At 33.1% G+C, this 16,318-nt stretch carries 16 protein-coding genes; 5 read left to right on the top strand and 11 right to left on the bottom strand.

Features of this window, described 5'->3' with window-relative positions:
• Positions 1-34 precede the first annotated feature (34 nt).
• The 5 genes from QLQ96_RS08880 to mraZ are packed head-to-tail and all read right to left on the bottom strand — an operon-like array spanning position 35 to position 5,218.
• Positions 35-1,498, bottom strand: a complete 1,464-nt coding sequence (locus tag QLQ96_RS08880) for a UDP-N-acetylmuramoyl-L-alanyl-D-glutamate--2,6-diaminopimelate ligase (protein WP_482496336.1) — start codon at positions 1,496-1,498, stop codon at positions 35-37.
• Complete coding sequence (locus QLQ96_RS08875; RefSeq protein ID WP_482496335.1) at positions 1,495-3,501, bottom strand: penicillin-binding protein; 2,007 nt, start codon at positions 3,499-3,501, stop codon at positions 1,495-1,497. The genes QLQ96_RS08880 and QLQ96_RS08875 overlap by 4 nt, the downstream gene beginning before the upstream one ends.
• Positions 3,492-3,839: an FtsL-like putative cell division protein gene (locus tag QLQ96_RS08870; RefSeq protein ID WP_482496334.1), complete on the bottom strand. Its 348-nt coding sequence runs from the start codon at positions 3,837-3,839 to the stop codon at positions 3,492-3,494. The genes QLQ96_RS08875 and QLQ96_RS08870 overlap by 10 nt, the downstream gene beginning before the upstream one ends.
• 22 nt (positions 3,840-3,861) lie before the next feature.
• Complete coding sequence (gene rsmH, locus QLQ96_RS08865) at positions 3,862-4,770, bottom strand: 16S rRNA (cytosine(1402)-N(4))-methyltransferase RsmH (protein ID WP_482496333.1); 909 nt, start codon at positions 4,768-4,770, stop codon at positions 3,862-3,864.
• A complete protein-coding gene (mraZ, locus tag QLQ96_RS08860) occupies positions 4,745-5,218 on the bottom strand; it encodes a division/cell wall cluster transcriptional repressor MraZ (RefSeq protein WP_482496332.1) in 474 nt (157 codons plus the stop codon). Before mraZ ends, rsmH begins: the two co-directional genes overlap by 26 nt.
• A gap of 377 nt (positions 5,219-5,595) precedes the next feature.
• Between mraZ and QLQ96_RS08855 the strand changes: the two genes are divergently transcribed.
• The 3 genes from QLQ96_RS08855 (at position 5,596) to QLQ96_RS08845 (ending at position 7,793) form a co-directional block, all read left to right on the top strand.
• Positions 5,596-6,360 (top strand): alpha/beta fold hydrolase, encoded by a 765-nt coding sequence (locus QLQ96_RS08855; protein ID WP_482496331.1) that lies wholly within the window; start codon positions 5,596-5,598, stop codon positions 6,358-6,360.
• A 45-nt stretch (positions 6,361-6,405) separates the two neighbouring features.
• A complete protein-coding gene (gene yihA, locus QLQ96_RS08850; RefSeq protein ID WP_482496330.1) occupies positions 6,406-7,026 on the top strand; it encodes a ribosome biogenesis GTP-binding protein YihA/YsxC in 621 nt (206 codons plus the stop codon).
• Positions 7,027-7,235: 209 nt separating this feature from the next.
• Positions 7,236-7,793: a hypothetical protein gene (locus tag QLQ96_RS08845; protein WP_482496329.1), complete on the top strand. Its 558-nt coding sequence runs from the start codon at positions 7,236-7,238 to the stop codon at positions 7,791-7,793.
• A gap of 783 nt (positions 7,794-8,576) precedes the next feature.
• On the opposite strand, the gene gldC is transcribed toward QLQ96_RS08845, so the two are convergent.
• Positions 8,577-8,909, bottom strand: coding sequence for a gliding motility protein GldC (gene gldC / locus QLQ96_RS08840; protein ID WP_482496328.1), 333 nt, complete (start codon positions 8,907-8,909; stop codon positions 8,577-8,579).
• Complete coding sequence (gene gldB, locus QLQ96_RS08835) at positions 8,909-9,865, bottom strand: gliding motility lipoprotein GldB (protein WP_482496327.1); 957 nt, start codon at positions 9,863-9,865, stop codon at positions 8,909-8,911. Before gldB ends, gldC begins: the two co-directional genes overlap by 1 nt.
• A 100-nt stretch (positions 9,866-9,965) precedes the next feature.
• Between gldB and nadE the strand changes: the two genes are divergently transcribed.
• Both nadE and QLQ96_RS08825 read left to right on the top strand, forming a co-directional pair.
• Positions 9,966-10,772, top strand: coding sequence for an NAD(+) synthase (gene nadE, locus QLQ96_RS08830; protein ID WP_482496326.1), 807 nt, complete (start codon positions 9,966-9,968; stop codon positions 10,770-10,772).
• Positions 10,773-10,864: 92 nt separating this feature from the next.
• Positions 10,865-11,494, top strand: coding sequence for a response regulator transcription factor (locus tag QLQ96_RS08825; RefSeq protein ID WP_008467169.1), 630 nt, complete (start codon positions 10,865-10,867; stop codon positions 11,492-11,494).
• A 94-nt stretch (positions 11,495-11,588) separates the two neighbouring features.
• Here the strand turns inward: QLQ96_RS08825 and dnaG are convergent, their stop codons facing one another.
• From dnaG to QLQ96_RS08805, 4 genes are all read right to left on the bottom strand, one after another.
• Complete coding sequence (dnaG, locus tag QLQ96_RS08820; RefSeq protein ID WP_482496325.1) at positions 11,589-13,661, bottom strand: DNA primase; 2,073 nt, start codon at positions 13,659-13,661, stop codon at positions 11,589-11,591.
• Positions 13,662-13,791: 130 nt separating this feature from the next.
• A complete protein-coding gene (locus QLQ96_RS08815; RefSeq protein WP_482496324.1) occupies positions 13,792-14,880 on the bottom strand; it encodes an OmpH/Skp family outer membrane protein in 1,089 nt (362 codons plus the stop codon).
• A 32-nt stretch (positions 14,881-14,912) separates the two neighbouring features.
• Positions 14,913-15,653, bottom strand: a complete 741-nt coding sequence (locus QLQ96_RS08810) for a hypothetical protein (protein WP_482496323.1) — start codon at positions 15,651-15,653, stop codon at positions 14,913-14,915.
• On the bottom strand, positions 15,640-16,200 hold the full coding sequence (locus QLQ96_RS08805) for an RNA polymerase sigma factor (protein ID WP_482496322.1): 561 nt from the start codon (positions 16,198-16,200) through the stop codon (positions 15,640-15,642). Before QLQ96_RS08805 ends, QLQ96_RS08810 begins: the two co-directional genes overlap by 14 nt.
• Positions 16,201-16,318: the final 118 nt, after the last annotated feature.

The following is a 16,318-nucleotide window of genomic DNA, read 5'->3' as shown; positions in this document are numbered from 1 at the left end:
TCCAATGGTGGCATTTGAACTTAAAATTTTATTATTATTTTTTTAGTAGCTCTAAAATCTCTTTTATCGTTTCCATGTCATCAAAATGATGGCGAACCCCATTTATTTCCTGATATGTTTCGTGTCCTTTTCCTGCAATTAAGATGATGTCTTTTGGCTGAGCCAATTGGCAAGCCGTTTTAATTGCTTGTTTTCTATCCGTAATTCGCATCATTTTTTTATAGTTCTGAGGCTCAACACCCTGCTCCATTTCGTCTAAAATAACTTCTGGATCTTCATTTCTTGGGTTATCCGAAGTCAAAATAGCTTTATCACTTAGATCTGAAGCGATTTTTGCCATAATCGGACGTTTTGTTTTATCTCGATTTCCTCCGCATCCAACAACAGTAATTAATTGCTCGTTTTTGGTACGAATGTCATTTATCGTTTTCAAAACATTTTCTAGTGCATCTGGTGTGTGCGCATAATCTACAACAGCCGTAATCCCTCCGTCTGATACGATATATTGAAAACGACCCGAAACACTTTCTAAATCAGACAATAAACGCAACGCTTCTAGACTATCAATTCCTAGCTCGACAGCTGTTCCGTAAATAGCTAAAACATTGTAAGCGTTGAAAGTACCAATCAGTTTCACCCAAACTTCATTGTCGTTAACTTTCAACAATAAACCCGATAATTGACTTTCTAAAATCTGTGCTCTATAATCTGCATACGATTTTAAAGCATAAGTCAGTTTTTTAGCAACAGTATTTTGCAACATTACCGCTCCGTTTTTATCATCAATATTTGATAAAACAAATGCTGATTTTGGAAGCGAATCAAAAAATGATTTCTTAACGTCTCTATATTCTGCAAATGTTGGATGATAATCCAAGTGATCGTGAGAAAGATTCGTAAAAATTCCACCCACAAAATGCAAAGCTTCAGTACGTTTTTGATGAATACCGTGCGAACTTACTTCCATAAAACAATGCGTAACTCCTGCTTCAACCATTTCATTTAAATAATCATTAATTGTTAAAGAATCTGGTGTTGTATGCGTTGCTGGATATTCTTTTTCATCAACTACAATTTTTACAGTCGATAATAAACCAACTTTAAAACCTGCTTTTTGAAACAATTGAAACAATAAAGAGGCAATTGTTGTTTTTCCATTTGTACCTGTTACACCTACTAATTTTAATTTTGAAGAAGGATCTTCAAAATAATTAGCCGCCATAAAAGCCAAAGCTGTATTCGTATCTTTTACTTGAATATATGTTACGCCATCAATTGCATTTTCAGGAAGTGTATCGCAAATAATTGCCTTTGCACCTAGCTGAATTGCTTTTTCTATATAATCGTGTCCATCAGAAAGTGAACCGCGAATTGCCACAAAAATGTCATTTGCTTCCACTTTTCGAGAATCAAATTCAATTTTATGAACAGCAACATCTGTTGAACCTTTTACAGATTCAATTGCTACTTTATATAATATGTCTTTTAATACTTTCACGATAATTCTAATACAATTGTTGTGTTCTTGCTAATACTGGTTCCTGCTTGAATCGATTGATTCTTTACTTTCCCCATTCCATTTACTTTTACTTTTAAACCTAAATTCTCCAGTAAAGCAATTGCGTCCATTCCAGGCATTCCTTTTAAATTTGGAATCTGACTGCTTTTTTTATTGGCCTCAGCAGTATATTTATCATAACTAGCGTCCTGTTTTGGAATTCTAGTGTCTAATTTTTTAATCTTATTTGTCGAAGGCGCATCAGTAAAAATCTTTTGTGCGATTCTTTTGAAAACCGGTCCCGCAACGTCTGCTCCGTAATAATTATTCTTAGCTGTATTTGGTTTATGAACCACTACAATACAAGAATATTTTGGATGATCAGCTGGAAAATATCCTGCAAAAGAAGAAGCATAATACATTCCTTCTCTACCTGCTTTGCCGTAATTTACCATAGCTGTTCCCGTTTTTCCTGCCATCGAAAAATCTTTTGAGTACAGCTTAGAACCTGTTCCCTTTTTGACCACATTCCCTAAAACTGCTTTTACTTTTTTAAGCGTTTCAGGCGAGCAAATTTTAGGATTTATAACTTCTGTATCGAACTTTTTAATGGTTTTATTCCATTCTTTAATTTCTGAAACAAACTGCGGTTTTACCATCACACCATTATTCGCAACTGAATTATACAGTGTCAAAGTCTGCATTGGCGTAACTGATACTGAATATCCAAAAGCCATCCACGGAAGGGAAATTCCCGACCAGCTTTTATCTCCAGGATGCGGAACAATTGGCCTTCCCTCTCCTTTAAAATGCAATCCTAAAGTTTTATCTAAACCAAGGTCTTTGATGTGATTTACAAACTTTGACGGATTGTTTTTATAATTATCATAAACCGCCTGAACCATTACTGTATTTGATGAAAGTTCAAATCCGCGGGCTAACGAAATTTTTCCATAACCGCCATGATGCGAATCACGTACAGATCTTCCATAATACTTAACCACACCATTGTGGCTATCATAAACAGTACTTGTATCCGCTACTTTATCTTCTAAAATTGCTATTAAATCAACTAACTTAAAAGTTGATCCTGGTTCGTGAGATTCTGCAATTGCATAATTTGTTGTTTCGTAATACGATCCATCTTCAGCTCTTCCTAAATTTGAAATCGCCTTTACATAACCTGTCTCCGTCTCCATTACCACAACACAACCATGATCTGCTTGATAATCTTCAAGTTGTTTCAATAAAGCATGGTGTGCAATATCTTGAATAAAAACATCAATAGTCGAAATAACATCGTAACCATCAATTGGATCTACTTCATTAACGTCGCGAATCGGTTTCCACTGCCCTTTTGCGATTTTTTGCTTCAGAATTTTACCATCTTTTCCGTTCAAATAGTTTTTAAAAGCCCATTCGATTCCTTTTCCTACTTCTACTCCAGTTGCTGGATCAATTCTGTCATAACCAATCGTTCTTTCTGCAATTTTACCTATCGGATGTTTTCTAACCGTTTCTTGCTCAACGATAATTCCGCCTTTGAAAGCTCCTAAATTGAATAATGGAAAACCTTTAATTTTCACATATTCTGTATAACTTAAATTACGGGCAATCAAATAATAACGATTTTTATTCTCGCGCGCTTTTCTTAATTCTTTTTCAAAATAACCGCTTGGTCTCTCTAAAATAGTTGCCAGAGAATCTGACAAAGACTTTATATGTTTTTCAAAAGTTTCTGTTTTTGGAGCTTTTGCATCAAAACGAATTTCATAATTTGGAATTGATGTCGCTAATAAACTTCCGTCAGCAGAATAAATATTTCCTTTGTTGGCTGGAATTACAAAATTTCTAACTGTACGCTGTTTCGCCAGTTTTCTATAATAATCGCCTTCAACCCATTGAATATTGGTTAATTTAACGACAATAGCAATTGCCATCACAAAGATGAAAACTGCTACGAGGTAAATTCTGTAGGATATATGTTTATCTTCTACTGCCATATTCTTTTAAAGAAACTTTTTTCTTCTTCTTTTTTAACTTCTATTTTCACTGGAGGAACTGTCGACGGAAAAATTTGTTTTTCTAACATTTTATCCGAAATCGTTGATTCCATTTTTAACTTCATTAATTCTGAACGACGATCTACAAATTCTGATCGCAATTCTTTTGCTTCATTATTTAATTTCGCGATTTCAAAAACCTTTTGTTCGTATCGCTGTGTATTGGCAATCATCAAAATGGCCAGCAGAATTATAAAAACGATAAATCGCCAATTTTTTACTGCATCTTCATGAATCAGGAATCTTGCTTTTAATATGCTAAATACACCACTTTTCATTATTTCCTACCTTAAATATATATTATAGCTTTTCTGCTACTCTTAATTTGGCACTTCTTGCTCTATTATTAATTTTGATTTCTTCGTTGTCTGGAACAATCAGTTTTCCGATAGTTTTAAATGGAACTGAAAAGTTTCCGTAAAAATCTCTTTCTGGTTCTCCTTCAAACATTCCGTTTTTAATGAATCTTTTCACCAAACGATCTTCTAAAGAATGATAAGAGATTACCGAGAATCTTCCTCCAGGCTTTAAAATTTCTAAAGACTGCTCGATGAATTCTTTTAGAACGTCCATTTCCTGATTTACCTCGATTCGAATTGCTTGATAAATCTGAGCCAAAACTTTGTTTCGAACTTTCTCTGGCAAAAACTTTTTCAAAATTTCTTTCAATTCTTCAGTCGTTTTGATCGGATAATCTTTTCTTGCCTCTACGATTGTTCTTGCCAAAACTGGTGCGTTTTTCAACTCCCCATAATCAAAAAAAACACGACGTAAATCCTGTTCTTCATATTCGTTAACCACCCGATAAGCATTCAAATCATTTTTTTGACTCATCCGCATATCTAGTTCGGCATCAAATCTTGTAGAAAAACCTCTTTCAGGAACATCAAACTGATGTGATGAAACTCCCAAATCTGCCAAGATTCCATCTACCTCTTTTACACCGTGAAAACGTAAAAATCTTTTTATGAACCTAAAATTCTCGTTTATCAGAGTAAACCTTTCATCTGGCAGTGCATTGGCAAGCGCATCTTCGTCTTGGTCAAATGCAAACAGCCTTCCGTTTGGCCCTAATCTTTTTAAAATCTCTTTTGAATGACCGCCGCCTCCAAACGTAACATCTACATACACACCATCAGGCTTAATATTTAAGCCATCTACTGTTGGATGAAGCAAAACCGGATTATGATATTCCATCTTCGTCGTCATTAATATTTCCCATTACTTCTTCGGCTAGATCTGCAAAATCCATATCTTCGCCACTTATTGATTTTTCGTATAAATCCTTATCCCAGATCTCTACTATATTAACCGCTGATGAAAAAACTACATCTTTAGAAATACTTGCAAACGTTACCAAATCTTTTGGAACAAGCAATCTCCCCAATGCATCAACCTCAACTACTTTAACACCAGCAGTAAACCTTCTAATGAAATCGTTATTCTTTTTTACAAAGCGATTAAGCTTGTTGATTTTTTTCATCATTAAATCCCATTCTTCCATAGGATACAACTCCAAACACGGCTGAAAAACAGAACGCTTCAAAACAAATCCGTCTTGAAGAGAAGCCGTCAACTGCTTTTTTAAAGGGGCAGGCATCATTAGCCTTCCTTTAGCGTCGACTTTACATTCATATGTTCCAACAATTGTGTTCAAAAAAACTAGTTAACATGTTATACAGCAAAAATATAAAAAATATTACCACATTCTACCACTTTATACCACTTTGTTAATAAGTTTAACCACTTTACTACCACTTTCCGTAATTCACATGCAATCAATACCTTAACTATTAATTAGCAGATTCTTAAATACGTTATTCATTCAAAAAAATAATGCGCTAATTTTCTTAAAAAATTGATTATAATGCAGATTTCTTAACATTTAAAGATTCCAACAAATACAGGTTTAGTTACTGATTTTTAATCAATTAGAAGTTCTACTTAAATTATCTAGTTAAAAAACAGCATCAAAAATTCATTTTTGTGTAATTAACCCTATATTTGTCGAAATTGAAATTGGCATTAGATTAGATGGACAAACACTATAAAAAAGAAGGCAAATACAGCTATTTTGAAGCTGGAGAAGGAACTCCGATCGTTATTCTGCATGGTTTAATGGGAGGTCTAAGTAACTTTGATGGTGTAGCACAATATTTCCCAACGAAAGGATATAAAGTTGTTATCCCAGATTTGCCAATATACACCCAAAGCATTTTAAAAACAAACGTAAAAAGTTTTGCGAAATACGTAAAAGACTTTATCACTTTTAAAGGGTTTGACAAAGTTATTCTTCTAGGAAATTCTCTAGGAGGACACATTGCTTTGTACCACACGAAACTTTATCCTGAAAAAGTTGCCGGACTTGTAATTACTGGTAGTTCTGGACTTTACGAAAGCGCAATGGGAGACAGTTACCCAAGAAGAGGCGATTACGAATACATCAAAACAAAAGCTGAAGCTGTATTTTATGACCCAAAAATTGCTACTCCTGATTTGATTGATGAAGTTTACGCAACAGCTAACGACCGCATCAAATTAATCAAAACCTTAACCATAGCAAAGAGTGCAATTCGTCATAATATGGCTAAAGATTTGCCAAAAATGGACGTTGAAACGTGTATTATTTGGGGTCGAAATGACTCTGTAACACCGCCAAATGTAGCTGAAGAATTTAATAAATTATTACCCAATTCAACTTTATACTGGATTGACAAATGCGGACACGCAGCAATGATGGAACACCCACAAGAATTCAACGAAATTCTTGAAAAATGGCTTACCGAAAAGAATTTTTAGCCAATATAATTTTAATTTTTTAAGGAGGTTGTAAAACGAAGGAATATGAAAATTAACACCGCCGAATTTATTATCAGCAATTCTGACGCATCAAAATGTCCGTCAGAATTTTTGCCCGAATATGCGTTTATAGGTCGATCAAACGTTGGGAAATCATCTTTGATCAACATGATTACCAATCATAAAAACTTAGCAAAAACATCTGGAAGACCAGGTAAAACACAATTAATAAATCACTTTAAAATCAATAATAACTGGTTTTTGGTCGATTTACCAGGTTATGGCTACGCTAAAGTTTCTAAAAAAACAAAATCTGTTTTTCAGCAATTTATAACCGATTACTTCGAAAACAGAGAGCAATTAGTTTGTGCTTTTGTTTTAATTGATATTCGTCATGAAGCTCAAAAAATCGATATTGAATTCATGTCTTATATGGGAGAAAGCGAAATTCCGTTTTGCATCATTTTTACCAAAGCAGACAAAATCAGTAAAGTAAAGGTTGATTCACATATTGCAGCTTACAAAAAACAAATGTACGCTAACAATTGGGCAGAAATGCCACAATACTTTGTAACCTCATCTACAGAATCAATAGGTAAAGAGGAACTTTTATCTTATATAGACGAAGTGAATCAGGAAGTTTTTAAAAATAACTCAGGATTCTAATAAATATTTCAAATTTAAAAACACACAATATTAAAAATTCCAATCTTAACGATTGGAATTTTTATTTTACAGAATAATCTTAAAGAAATTTTTTTTGATCTATATTTGGAGCAAACCAAATTTAATTCATGAGCAATTTTAAATCAACTTGTTTTCTTGTTTGCATTTCTTTCCTGTTATTTTTCTCTTCTTGTCAATCCTCACACTATATGTTAATGACAGGACAGCGAACTGGAGTTGATTTCTCTTCTGGAAAATGGCTTTTAAATGAATTGGACTGCCCAAAAAATTCTAAAGAAAAACTAACTGAAGAGTCTTTAAAATTCTTTAGAAAGAATTTAGGCGATCGAATATTTTACATAAATGATGTTAATGGATTACTTGTTCCGAGAAAAATCAGCTTAAATCCGAACAGTGTAAAATTAAAAGAACTGAAAGACGGAACTGGTTTTGATTTTTTTATCAATATTTCGACCAGAAAAAACAAAAGCGATTTATCTTCAATTGAACTGTATCAAAATGAATATGGATCTGAAAGAAACGAAGCTTCGGTAATTTTAGAAATCTACGATTTAAATCTACAGCAAATTATCTATTCGCAAAATGTTGTTGGTATAACCAATAAAGGAAATACCAAATCAATGTGGGAAACTCAAAAATCGGATAAGCTTATAGATAATATAACGCTTTATAAAAACTCAAACGCTTTAATGATTGGCGCTCTAAAACGTATTTTGAAAGATCTAAAGAAAAGATCAATAAAATAATGCTTTAAAATTTGGGTTTTGATTTTTATTGAACATTCTTCTTCTTTGTTCTTCTAAAATTCAAAGCCTTCCATTCTTTATAAATCAAAAATTGATAGAGGATGTAAAAGAGTGAATTGAAAAACCATAAATCAAGTATAAATGGTTCTGTAAACAATATCGATTCGGTGTTACCACTTAAAAATATCCCAGCGCTGCTTGTTACATAAATAATAAGTCCGTTACAGAAATAGAAATAATTATGCCTGTCACTTTTTAGATTTGATATAATAAAATAAAAAGCATAAAATAGTAATGGAGTAGATGTTATGGCCACTTCAACTAGATTAAATTCCCAATAAAGCGAAGGCCTGTCATAATATTGAAATCCTAAAAAAAGTAACACTGAAACAAACACAATTACCATAATTTTCTTTAGCATCTCGTTTGAAAAACTCTTATAAAAGAATAAGTTTAGTGCTACAAACTGAAAAATGAAGTAATAATGTGAAAGAAAAAAATTTGAATTAGGATAAAGAAATCCGATAATATTGCAAAGTAATTCTACGCAAAAAAGAAGAACCAAATAGGCCGTAATAATACGGTATAATACATCTCTGTTTTTGCAGGTCGTGTAAAACCGTATCGCATTAGCAAGCAAAAAAAACAATCCGACAAGGCTTACTAGAAAAGGAAACAACATATAATTTGTTTTACTCAGACAATGTACAAATAAAAAACAAAAAAAATCCCAAACCCAATATTTAAGATTGGAATCTGGGATTTTGTTTATTTGAAATTTGACTATTTTGTAAGCTCTAATTTTTCTGCAAAATAATCACAAAAATCCTTCATGGTATCAGACATTTTTTCGTCGTCTGTTGCACGTCTAAAAGTATCTGACATTGCTACTAAAGTTTGGTGAAAGAAAATCTTCATTTCGTCTACTGGCATGTCTTTTGTCCACAAGTCAATACGCATTGTTTCTTTTACTTTGCTGTCCCAGATAGACAACATAATCGCTTTAGCTTCTTCAGCCTTTACCCCACCGTCTTGAGCACTCCATGTTAATTTTTCAGGAACACGGTTTTCGTCCAATTCTATATTAAATTTAATCTCTGAATTTATATTTGCCATTATTTCTTAGGTTTATATTTTGATTTTTCGAAGATTTCTTTTGGCTGAATCTTAAACAACTCTGCCAAAGAAACATCACTATTGTTTTTCATGTAAGAACGTACCATCTGCCAGCCAATCCAAGCTCCCACTCGCCCTGGAGAATCGTTATCTATTTCTAAAAAGAATTTAGAAAAAGGTGCTGGAGCTATAAATCGTGCTCTCAATTTCGGATCGTCGCTGTAAAGCATTTCATTTTCTATGAAGTAACGCCACATATACGCTTCGTTTTCTTCGCACCATTTTATCTGCTCAGGAGTATACCCCATTTTTTCTGCATCTGTATATTCAGGAATCAGCAAATCTTTTGCGTAAAGCTGTTTTCCTTCAAAAACCATTTGAGCAACCAAACTCTTGTCCATAGAGTTTGGAATATTTCGATACGAAAAACTAGAAACCACGTCTGGCATAATTTGTCTTTCTTCAAAATTCTCTTTTAAGTAATTTGGAAACTCATAAAACTTATGATTTTTTCCTAAATATAATTCCAATGAAACTACTACAAGACTGTCCGCATAAATTGATTTTGCGTTATAGTCCATTTCTCCAATAACAGTAATTACTTTCGGAATTTTAGTTTTAGGAAAATAATATTTTACATGCTGAAAAAGCTCATTAAACTCTTTGCGAACAGGTTCAAAATCGCTGTATTTTTTCTGAACTTCATCATAAACTTCTCTCCAAATTGGATCATTCATTTTCTGAATCCAGATATTATCATCGTTGCCAGGAAAGAAAAATGGATACTGCTTTTTTACTTTCGCAAGATCTTGCGGTTTGGTTTCAAAAAACACCTTGTCGAATCGTTCTACTTTAATATCAACAGGAATTTCTTCTACTTCTTTTTCAACCTTGCTTTTTTGGTTGCAAGACAAAAAAATCAGGGATAGAACCACTGCAAAGCGATATATTTTCATTTTATTTTAATTAGATTTGTGTTATCAGAATTTTCAAGTAATTATATACTCAAAATAATTCTGCAAATATACATCCCTACATCTTAAAACTTAAACTATTATGGCTAAAAAAAGCACAATTCAGACAGAAAAAGTAAATACGCACATTGTAGAGTGGTTAAAAAATTACGCTGCTAATGCAAAAGTAAATGGTTTCGTAATTGGAATCTCAGGAGGTGTAGATTCTGCAGTAACTTCAACTTTATGCGCGCAGACAGGACTGAATGTTTTATGTGTAGAAATGCCAATTCATCAGGCAGAAAGCCAAGTTTCAAGAGGAAGAGAACATATTGAACAATTAAAAAAACGTTTCCCAAATGTTTCTGATGTTAAGACCGATTTAACAGAAACTTTTGAATCGTTTAAAAATGCCGTACCTTCTACAGATGATGCAGCGAAAGTAAATTTAGCTCTAGCTAATACACGTGCACGCATCAGAATGACTTCTTTATATTATTTAGCAGGAGTTCATGGCTTGCTTGTTGCCGGAACAGGAAACAAAGTTGAAGATTTTGGTGTAGGTTTTTACACAAAATATGGAGATGGCGGCGTAGATTTAAGTCCGATTGCTGATTTAATGAAATCTGATGTATATGCTTTAGGAGAATTTTTACAAATTCCACAGTCAATTTTAACAGCAGCACCTACAGATGGATTGTTTGGAGACAACCGTACAGATGAAGACCAATTAGGCGCAAGCTATGACGAATTGGAGTGGGCAATGTTAGCCGCGGAGTCAGGAAAGACGGCATCTGACTTCGAAGGGAGAGAAAAATCTGTCTTTGAAATTTATAAACGACTAAACACCAACAACAAGCATAAAATGGATCCAATTCCGGTTTGTTTAATACCAAAAACGTTAAAATAATACATTTTAACATTCTCTGCTGGATATTACAGAATTTATTTATTAATTTTACAGTTCCAAAAACATGAACAATTCTAAAAAAGGTAAAAATTATGATTAAAGTATGTCTAGCAGACAATCATCCTGTTACGCACTTTGGCGTTAAGTCTTATTTCAAAGACCACGATCAAATTTCAATTGTTGCCAATGTCGGCAATTTTTCAATGGTTAGAGATATCCTTCAAACAAAGGAAATCGACATTTTAATTCTAGATTTAGAGTTAGAAGGTCTTTCAAGCATTTTTGAAATTAAATCAATCCTGAAAAATTTCCCAAAAACAAAAATTGTTATTTTCAGTGATCTTGCTGAGCAAATGTACGCTCCAAACGCAATTAAAGCAGGAGTTTCTGGGTATGTACACAAAACAGAAAAACTTGAAACATTAGGTCATTCTATTATTAAAGTACACGAAGGAAAAATTATCATCAACGAAACAGTACGTAAAAACATGGCACTTATTGCTAAACAAAGCAAAAGTGAGCGTCTGTACAGAAAACTTTCTAACCGCGAGATTGAGGTTTTACGTTATTTAAGTGATGGTAAGAAAAACAACGAAATCTCTAAAATCTTAAATCTGAACGAAAAAACGATCAGTACTTACAAACTAAGATTATTGACTAAATTAAACGTTACTAATTTGGTTGACTTAGTGAACAAAGCTAAGACTTTAGAAATTATTTAATCAAAATCGAAAATCTTAACCTTTAAGAGAATCGAAAAAAATTATAAAAACTCTATCTACTTTGATTTATCAAATTAGATAGAGTTTTTTCTTTTTAGTGATAAGGCACTACTACACGGCCTAATTTCTTCGAAAAGTTATTCAGCAATTTAGAATAATCGATAACCATACTCAAAATTTCTGAATTATCTTCTTGCGGATCGGTTAAAAGAGAATTCTTTAATTCTGCAATAATTCCAGACACCAAATACCATCTCATAGAAAATATCGTTTCAGAAACATTCTGTTCGATAGTTTCACTTTTTTGTTTCGGAAAAATATTCTGTCCTTCCCAATTATGAATGGTCAATCTTTCGTCTTCCATCAAAATATTGGTTACTTCCTGAGCAAATTCAGGTTCTAAATGCATCAAATATTTATCTAAACTAAATGTTTCATTCTGATTGTAAAAATCAATAATGTTCTTATAAATATTTTGAAATAACGCATTTGACAGTTCTACTTCATCTTCCTGTAGACTTAAATATATTTTTTCAAATACTTTATATTGTCTTTTTTCTGAAACTTCCTTTACATTTCCTTCTTCATCTGCCTTCAAAAAAACATCTTCAAAATTTTCTACGACACTTCCGTACAAAAGTAAAACCTCAATAATTTTCCTTTCGAAACCATATAAAATATCTACTTTTTGATTTTGCTCTTGCGGATAATTCCCCATATCTCCAGGATAATCGTAACCTTCAGGAGGGCCTGTTCTTGGATCATCCGGATCTCCTCCTGAAAACGTCCCTGCTTGCGTAGGCTGATTTCTAACCACCTCAAAAGGTCTTTGATCCTGTTTCTGTTTTTTATTCGCGTCAGCAATATCTTTCTGAATCAGCTGCGCCAAAGTGCTTGTCAAAACCTGCTCCGAAATATCCATGATTCGGGCACATTCCTGAATATACACTTCACGCTGAATACGATCTGGAATTTTGGAAATACTCGTAACCATATCGCGAATCAAATCGGCCTTTTTTATCGGATCATTTTTAGCTTCGCCCATTAAAATCGAAGCCTTAAACTGTATAAAATCTTTACTGTTGTTTTCTAGATAAGCAACTAAATCATCATGCGAATTTTTTCGTGCAAAACTGTCTGGATCTTCTCCTTGAGGAAAAGAACAAACACGAACATTCATACCTTCTTCCAAAATCAAATCAATTCCACGAATGGCCGCTCGTAAACCAGCCGCATCTCCATCAAAAAGAACGGTGATATTTCGAGTAAGACGATTTATTAAACGAATCTGATCTGGCGTTAATGCAGTTCCAGACGATGCCACAACATTCTCGATTCCAGCTTGGCTAAACTGAATTACATCGGTATACCCTTCAACCAAATAACAATTGTTTTGTTTCGCTATAGATTGTTTTGCATGATAAATTCCGTAAAGGACTTTACTTTTATGGTAAATATCACTTTCTGGCGAGTTTAGGTATTTTGCTGCTTTTTTATCATTGGTTAAAATACGCCCTCCAAAACCTAAAACACGTCCCGACATACTTTGAATCGGGAACATTACACGTCCTTTAAATCTATCAAACGGACGGTCTTCTCTCGGAATTGTTAATCCTGTACTTTCTAAAAACTCTAATTTATAACCTTTCCCTAAGGCTTCTTTCGTCAAAGCATCCCAAGTTTCTGGAGAATATCCTAAATTGAATTTTTTAATGGTTTCATTCGTAAATCCTCTTTCTTTAAAATACGATAAACCTATTGCTTTTCCTTCTTCAGAATTAACCAAAACATCCTGGAAATATTTGGCTGCAAATTCGGAAACCAAATACATACTTTCGCGAAGATCTGTGTTTGCTTTTTCGGCTTCTGTCTGTTCGGTTTCTTCAATTTCGATATTATATTTTTTAGCTAAATATCGGATGGCTTCCGGATAGGTAAATTGCGAATGCTCCATTAAGAATTTAACAGAATTCCCGCCTTTTCCTGTACTAAAATCTTTCCAGATTCCTTTTGCAGGTGACACCATAAACGAAGGTGAACGCTCGTCTGAGAATGGACTCAGACCTTTAAAATTACTTCCTGCTCGTTTCAAGTTCACAAAATCACCAATAACCTCCTCTACTCGAGCAGTTTCAAAAACAGAATCAATGGTGGCTTGTGAAATCAAAATGTATTAAATTTTAAAAGTTTAGAGCTTGCAAAAATACGTAAATCTTGTTGGAATTTTTATGATTTTAAACCAAAAAAAAGCACCTCTTTCGAGATGCCCTTTTTACTAACTAAACTTAATTTTCTTCTTAATTGAAATCGAAGCGAATACCTAATGAAATATTGTTTTCGTCTACTGTATTATTCTTAAATATTGGATTTAAATCATATTTTAAATACAGGCTTGTCGCTTTATATCCTATATAAGTACTTAATCCGTAAACAAAATTATTTACATTATAATCGCCTTTTGTTTTTTGAGTGGTTTTATAATCATTGTCTTCAAATTTTAAAATCTGTTTCGATTTTACATTGATTCCAGCATATCCTCCAAATCCCATTCTGAATCCTTTGTGTGTTCTGAAGTAACTTTTCCCGTCATGGTTTCCATCTTTCGAAAAATCAAATTCTAAATGAACAGGAACTGCCAAATACACATTTCTAAAACGAGATTCTTTTAAGTGTATCGGATTTGTTACCAAATCTGTCTGATTGCCATTTACTATAAAACTACGATTGTCTGTTGGGCGAAGATTATTATACATTAATGAAAGTCCGTATTTAGCATGCAACAAATTGTTGTCGTTTAGAATTCTGGAATTTAAAGTCAAACCCCATTCGTAAAAATGCGACCCGATAAAATCATAATTCGAATCCTGAAGTTTCCCATCAACCATTGCACTGTTCAACCCCATTGCAAATACAAACTGAGAAGTTGTTCTTTTAGATTCTCTTCTTACTTTTTCATCTTGTCCTTCGTACACTTTCATTGCTGGAATTTTTATTTCAGTCTGATTTGGCCTGATTGAATCCTTGCTTCCAATTAACAATACCGTCCCGCCTTTTTCTTTAGTGTAATTTACTTTTCCATCTACTTTTTCTTGAACTAATTCTTGCAATTTTTCTTGCTCAATTGCCACTCTGTTTTCGATGTTACGAGCTCTTTTTTCGGCAAAATCTTTTTTCTTTTTCTCTGCTTCTTCTCTAGAAATTGTTCCTTCGACTAACTGATTATTAACCTCATCGACTTCTTTTTTTAAAGCAGCTTTCTCTTCATTCGTTATTTTTTCGATATTAACCGCAATTGCTTTTGCTTTGTTCTCAAAAGTTTCTTGTCCTACCATTTTTGTAACAAATAGGAATACTAAGAGAAATAGATAAATTGTAAAATTTTTCATGATTACTTTTTTTGATTGATTTGATTGATGATTTAATTTTTAATGTTTCGATTTTCAACAGCGACTTTAACCGTGCGGTAACTTTTATTGATTTTTGCAATCATTTTTTCTCTAAAAGAAAGTTCCAGTTCACCGTCTACCTGATCTAATAAATCGTTAGAATTAATTTTGATTTTTGATTTTGTTTTAACTGCATTTTGTGCTAAAATCTTGTTTTCAGCCGTTTCTAACAACTGATCGACATTTTCTTTCTTTGAAGTTTCTGCAATTAAAACCTGATTCTCTGCTGATTGTTTTTCTTGATTGTTTTTGATGATGATTGAAGACTCCGCTATTTGATTTACTTCATTTTTAATGATTTTATTTGAAATTTGTCGTGAAGCTTCGGAATTACTTTTTTCTTGTTTTTTTGGAGGTTCCACTGAAGATTTTACAGCAATCGCAGTTTCTGTTTTTACTGAATTAACATTATGAATAACAGGTTCTGAAACCGATTCTTTTTCGATTTCTTTTTCAACTACAATAGGTTTTGGCGTTTCAGACGTATTTTGATTTTGATTGAAAAACAACGTTCCAACCAATAAAAACCCAATGAAACTCGCTGCTATAAATAACCATTTCCTTTTTGATTTTTTTGAATCCAATTTAATCGGCTTATTCTCTTCTGCTACACTCAACATGGCATCCAATCGATCCCAGGCTTTGCTGCTTGGTTCAATTTCGCGTTGGTTTAGTTTCTCACGGAAATCCTTTTCAAAATTATTCGGTTCCATTATCTTGTTTTTTTAAAATTGTAATTTGTGTTTGCAGCATTTTTCTAGCGTGTGATAATTGCGATTTTGATGTTCCTTCATTAATTCCTAACATCTTGGCAATTTCATTGTGTTTGTAACCTTCAATCGCATATAAATTGAAAACCATTTTGTAGCCATCTGGTAAAGCATCAATTAAATACTGAATCTGTTCTACTGTAAATTGGCTGTCGATTTCATTAAAGCTTTCTTCAACAAAAAATTCATCTTCGGCAAATTTTACTTTTTTCTGAACTCTTAAGTAAGAAATGCATTCGTTAACCATAATTCGGCGGATCCAGCCTTCAAAACTTCCTTTATGTTCAAACTTGCTTAAATTGGTGAACACTTTCATAAAAGCCGTAATCATTACATCTTCTGCCAATTGTATGTCCTTTATATATTGACGGCACACACTTAACATTTTCGAAGAAAACTTACTATAAATCTGTTGCTGTGCCTGACGATTGTTCTCGGCAGCCAGCTTTATGATTTTGGTTTCTTCTTGATGTAATGCTATAATTTTCATTAATAAGCTTTTCGGTTTTGGTTTAGAAACAGACTTCTATTAGCATAGACGATTGTCGATTTGAAATGGTTGCATGAGGTTTTAAAATTTTCAAAAAAATAAATTCCAAAACTGATTT

The organism is Flavobacterium sp. B167r (assembly GCF_056824315.1).
Note: the sequence above shows the minus strand (reverse complement) of the source record. Positions and strands in the feature narration are given on the sequence as shown.

What these genes read in the sequence shown, in the direction of transcription:
- QLQ96_RS08875 (WP_482496335.1), bottom strand. Translation starts at nt 3,501, where the DNA reads ATGGCAGTAGAAGATAAACATATATCCTACAGAATTTACCTCGTAGCA.
- QLQ96_RS08870 (WP_482496334.1), bottom strand. Translation starts at nt 3,839, where the DNA reads ATGAAAAGTGGTGTATTTAGCATATTAAAAGCAAGATTCCTGATTCAT.
- rsmH (WP_482496333.1), bottom strand. Translation starts at nt 4,770, where the DNA reads ATGACGACGAAGATGGAATATCATAATCCGGTTTTGCTTCATCCAACA.
- QLQ96_RS08855 (WP_482496331.1), top strand. Translation starts at nt 5,596, where the DNA reads ATGGACAAACACTATAAAAAAGAAGGCAAATACAGCTATTTTGAAGCT.
- yihA (WP_482496330.1), top strand. Translation starts at nt 6,406, where the DNA reads ATGAAAATTAACACCGCCGAATTTATTATCAGCAATTCTGACGCATCA.
- QLQ96_RS08845 (WP_482496329.1), top strand. Translation starts at nt 7,236, where the DNA reads ATGTTAATGACAGGACAGCGAACTGGAGTTGATTTCTCTTCTGGAAAA.
- gldC (WP_482496328.1), bottom strand. Translation starts at nt 8,909, where the DNA reads ATGGCAAATATAAATTCAGAGATTAAATTTAATATAGAATTGGACGAA.
- gldB (WP_482496327.1), bottom strand. Translation starts at nt 9,865, where the DNA reads ATGAAAATATATCGCTTTGCAGTGGTTCTATCCCTGATTTTTTTGTCT.
- nadE (WP_482496326.1), top strand. Translation starts at nt 9,966, where the DNA reads ATGGCTAAAAAAAGCACAATTCAGACAGAAAAAGTAAATACGCACATT.
- QLQ96_RS08825 (WP_008467169.1), top strand. Translation starts at nt 10,865, where the DNA reads ATGATTAAAGTATGTCTAGCAGACAATCATCCTGTTACGCACTTTGGC.
- QLQ96_RS08815 (WP_482496324.1), bottom strand. Translation starts at nt 14,880, where the DNA reads ATGAAAAATTTTACAATTTATCTATTTCTCTTAGTATTCCTATTTGTT.
- QLQ96_RS08810 (WP_482496323.1), bottom strand. Translation starts at nt 15,653, where the DNA reads ATGGAACCGAATAATTTTGAAAAGGATTTCCGTGAGAAACTAAACCAA.
- QLQ96_RS08805 (WP_482496322.1), bottom strand. Translation starts at nt 16,200, where the DNA reads ATGAAAATTATAGCATTACATCAAGAAGAAACCAAAATCATAAAGCTG.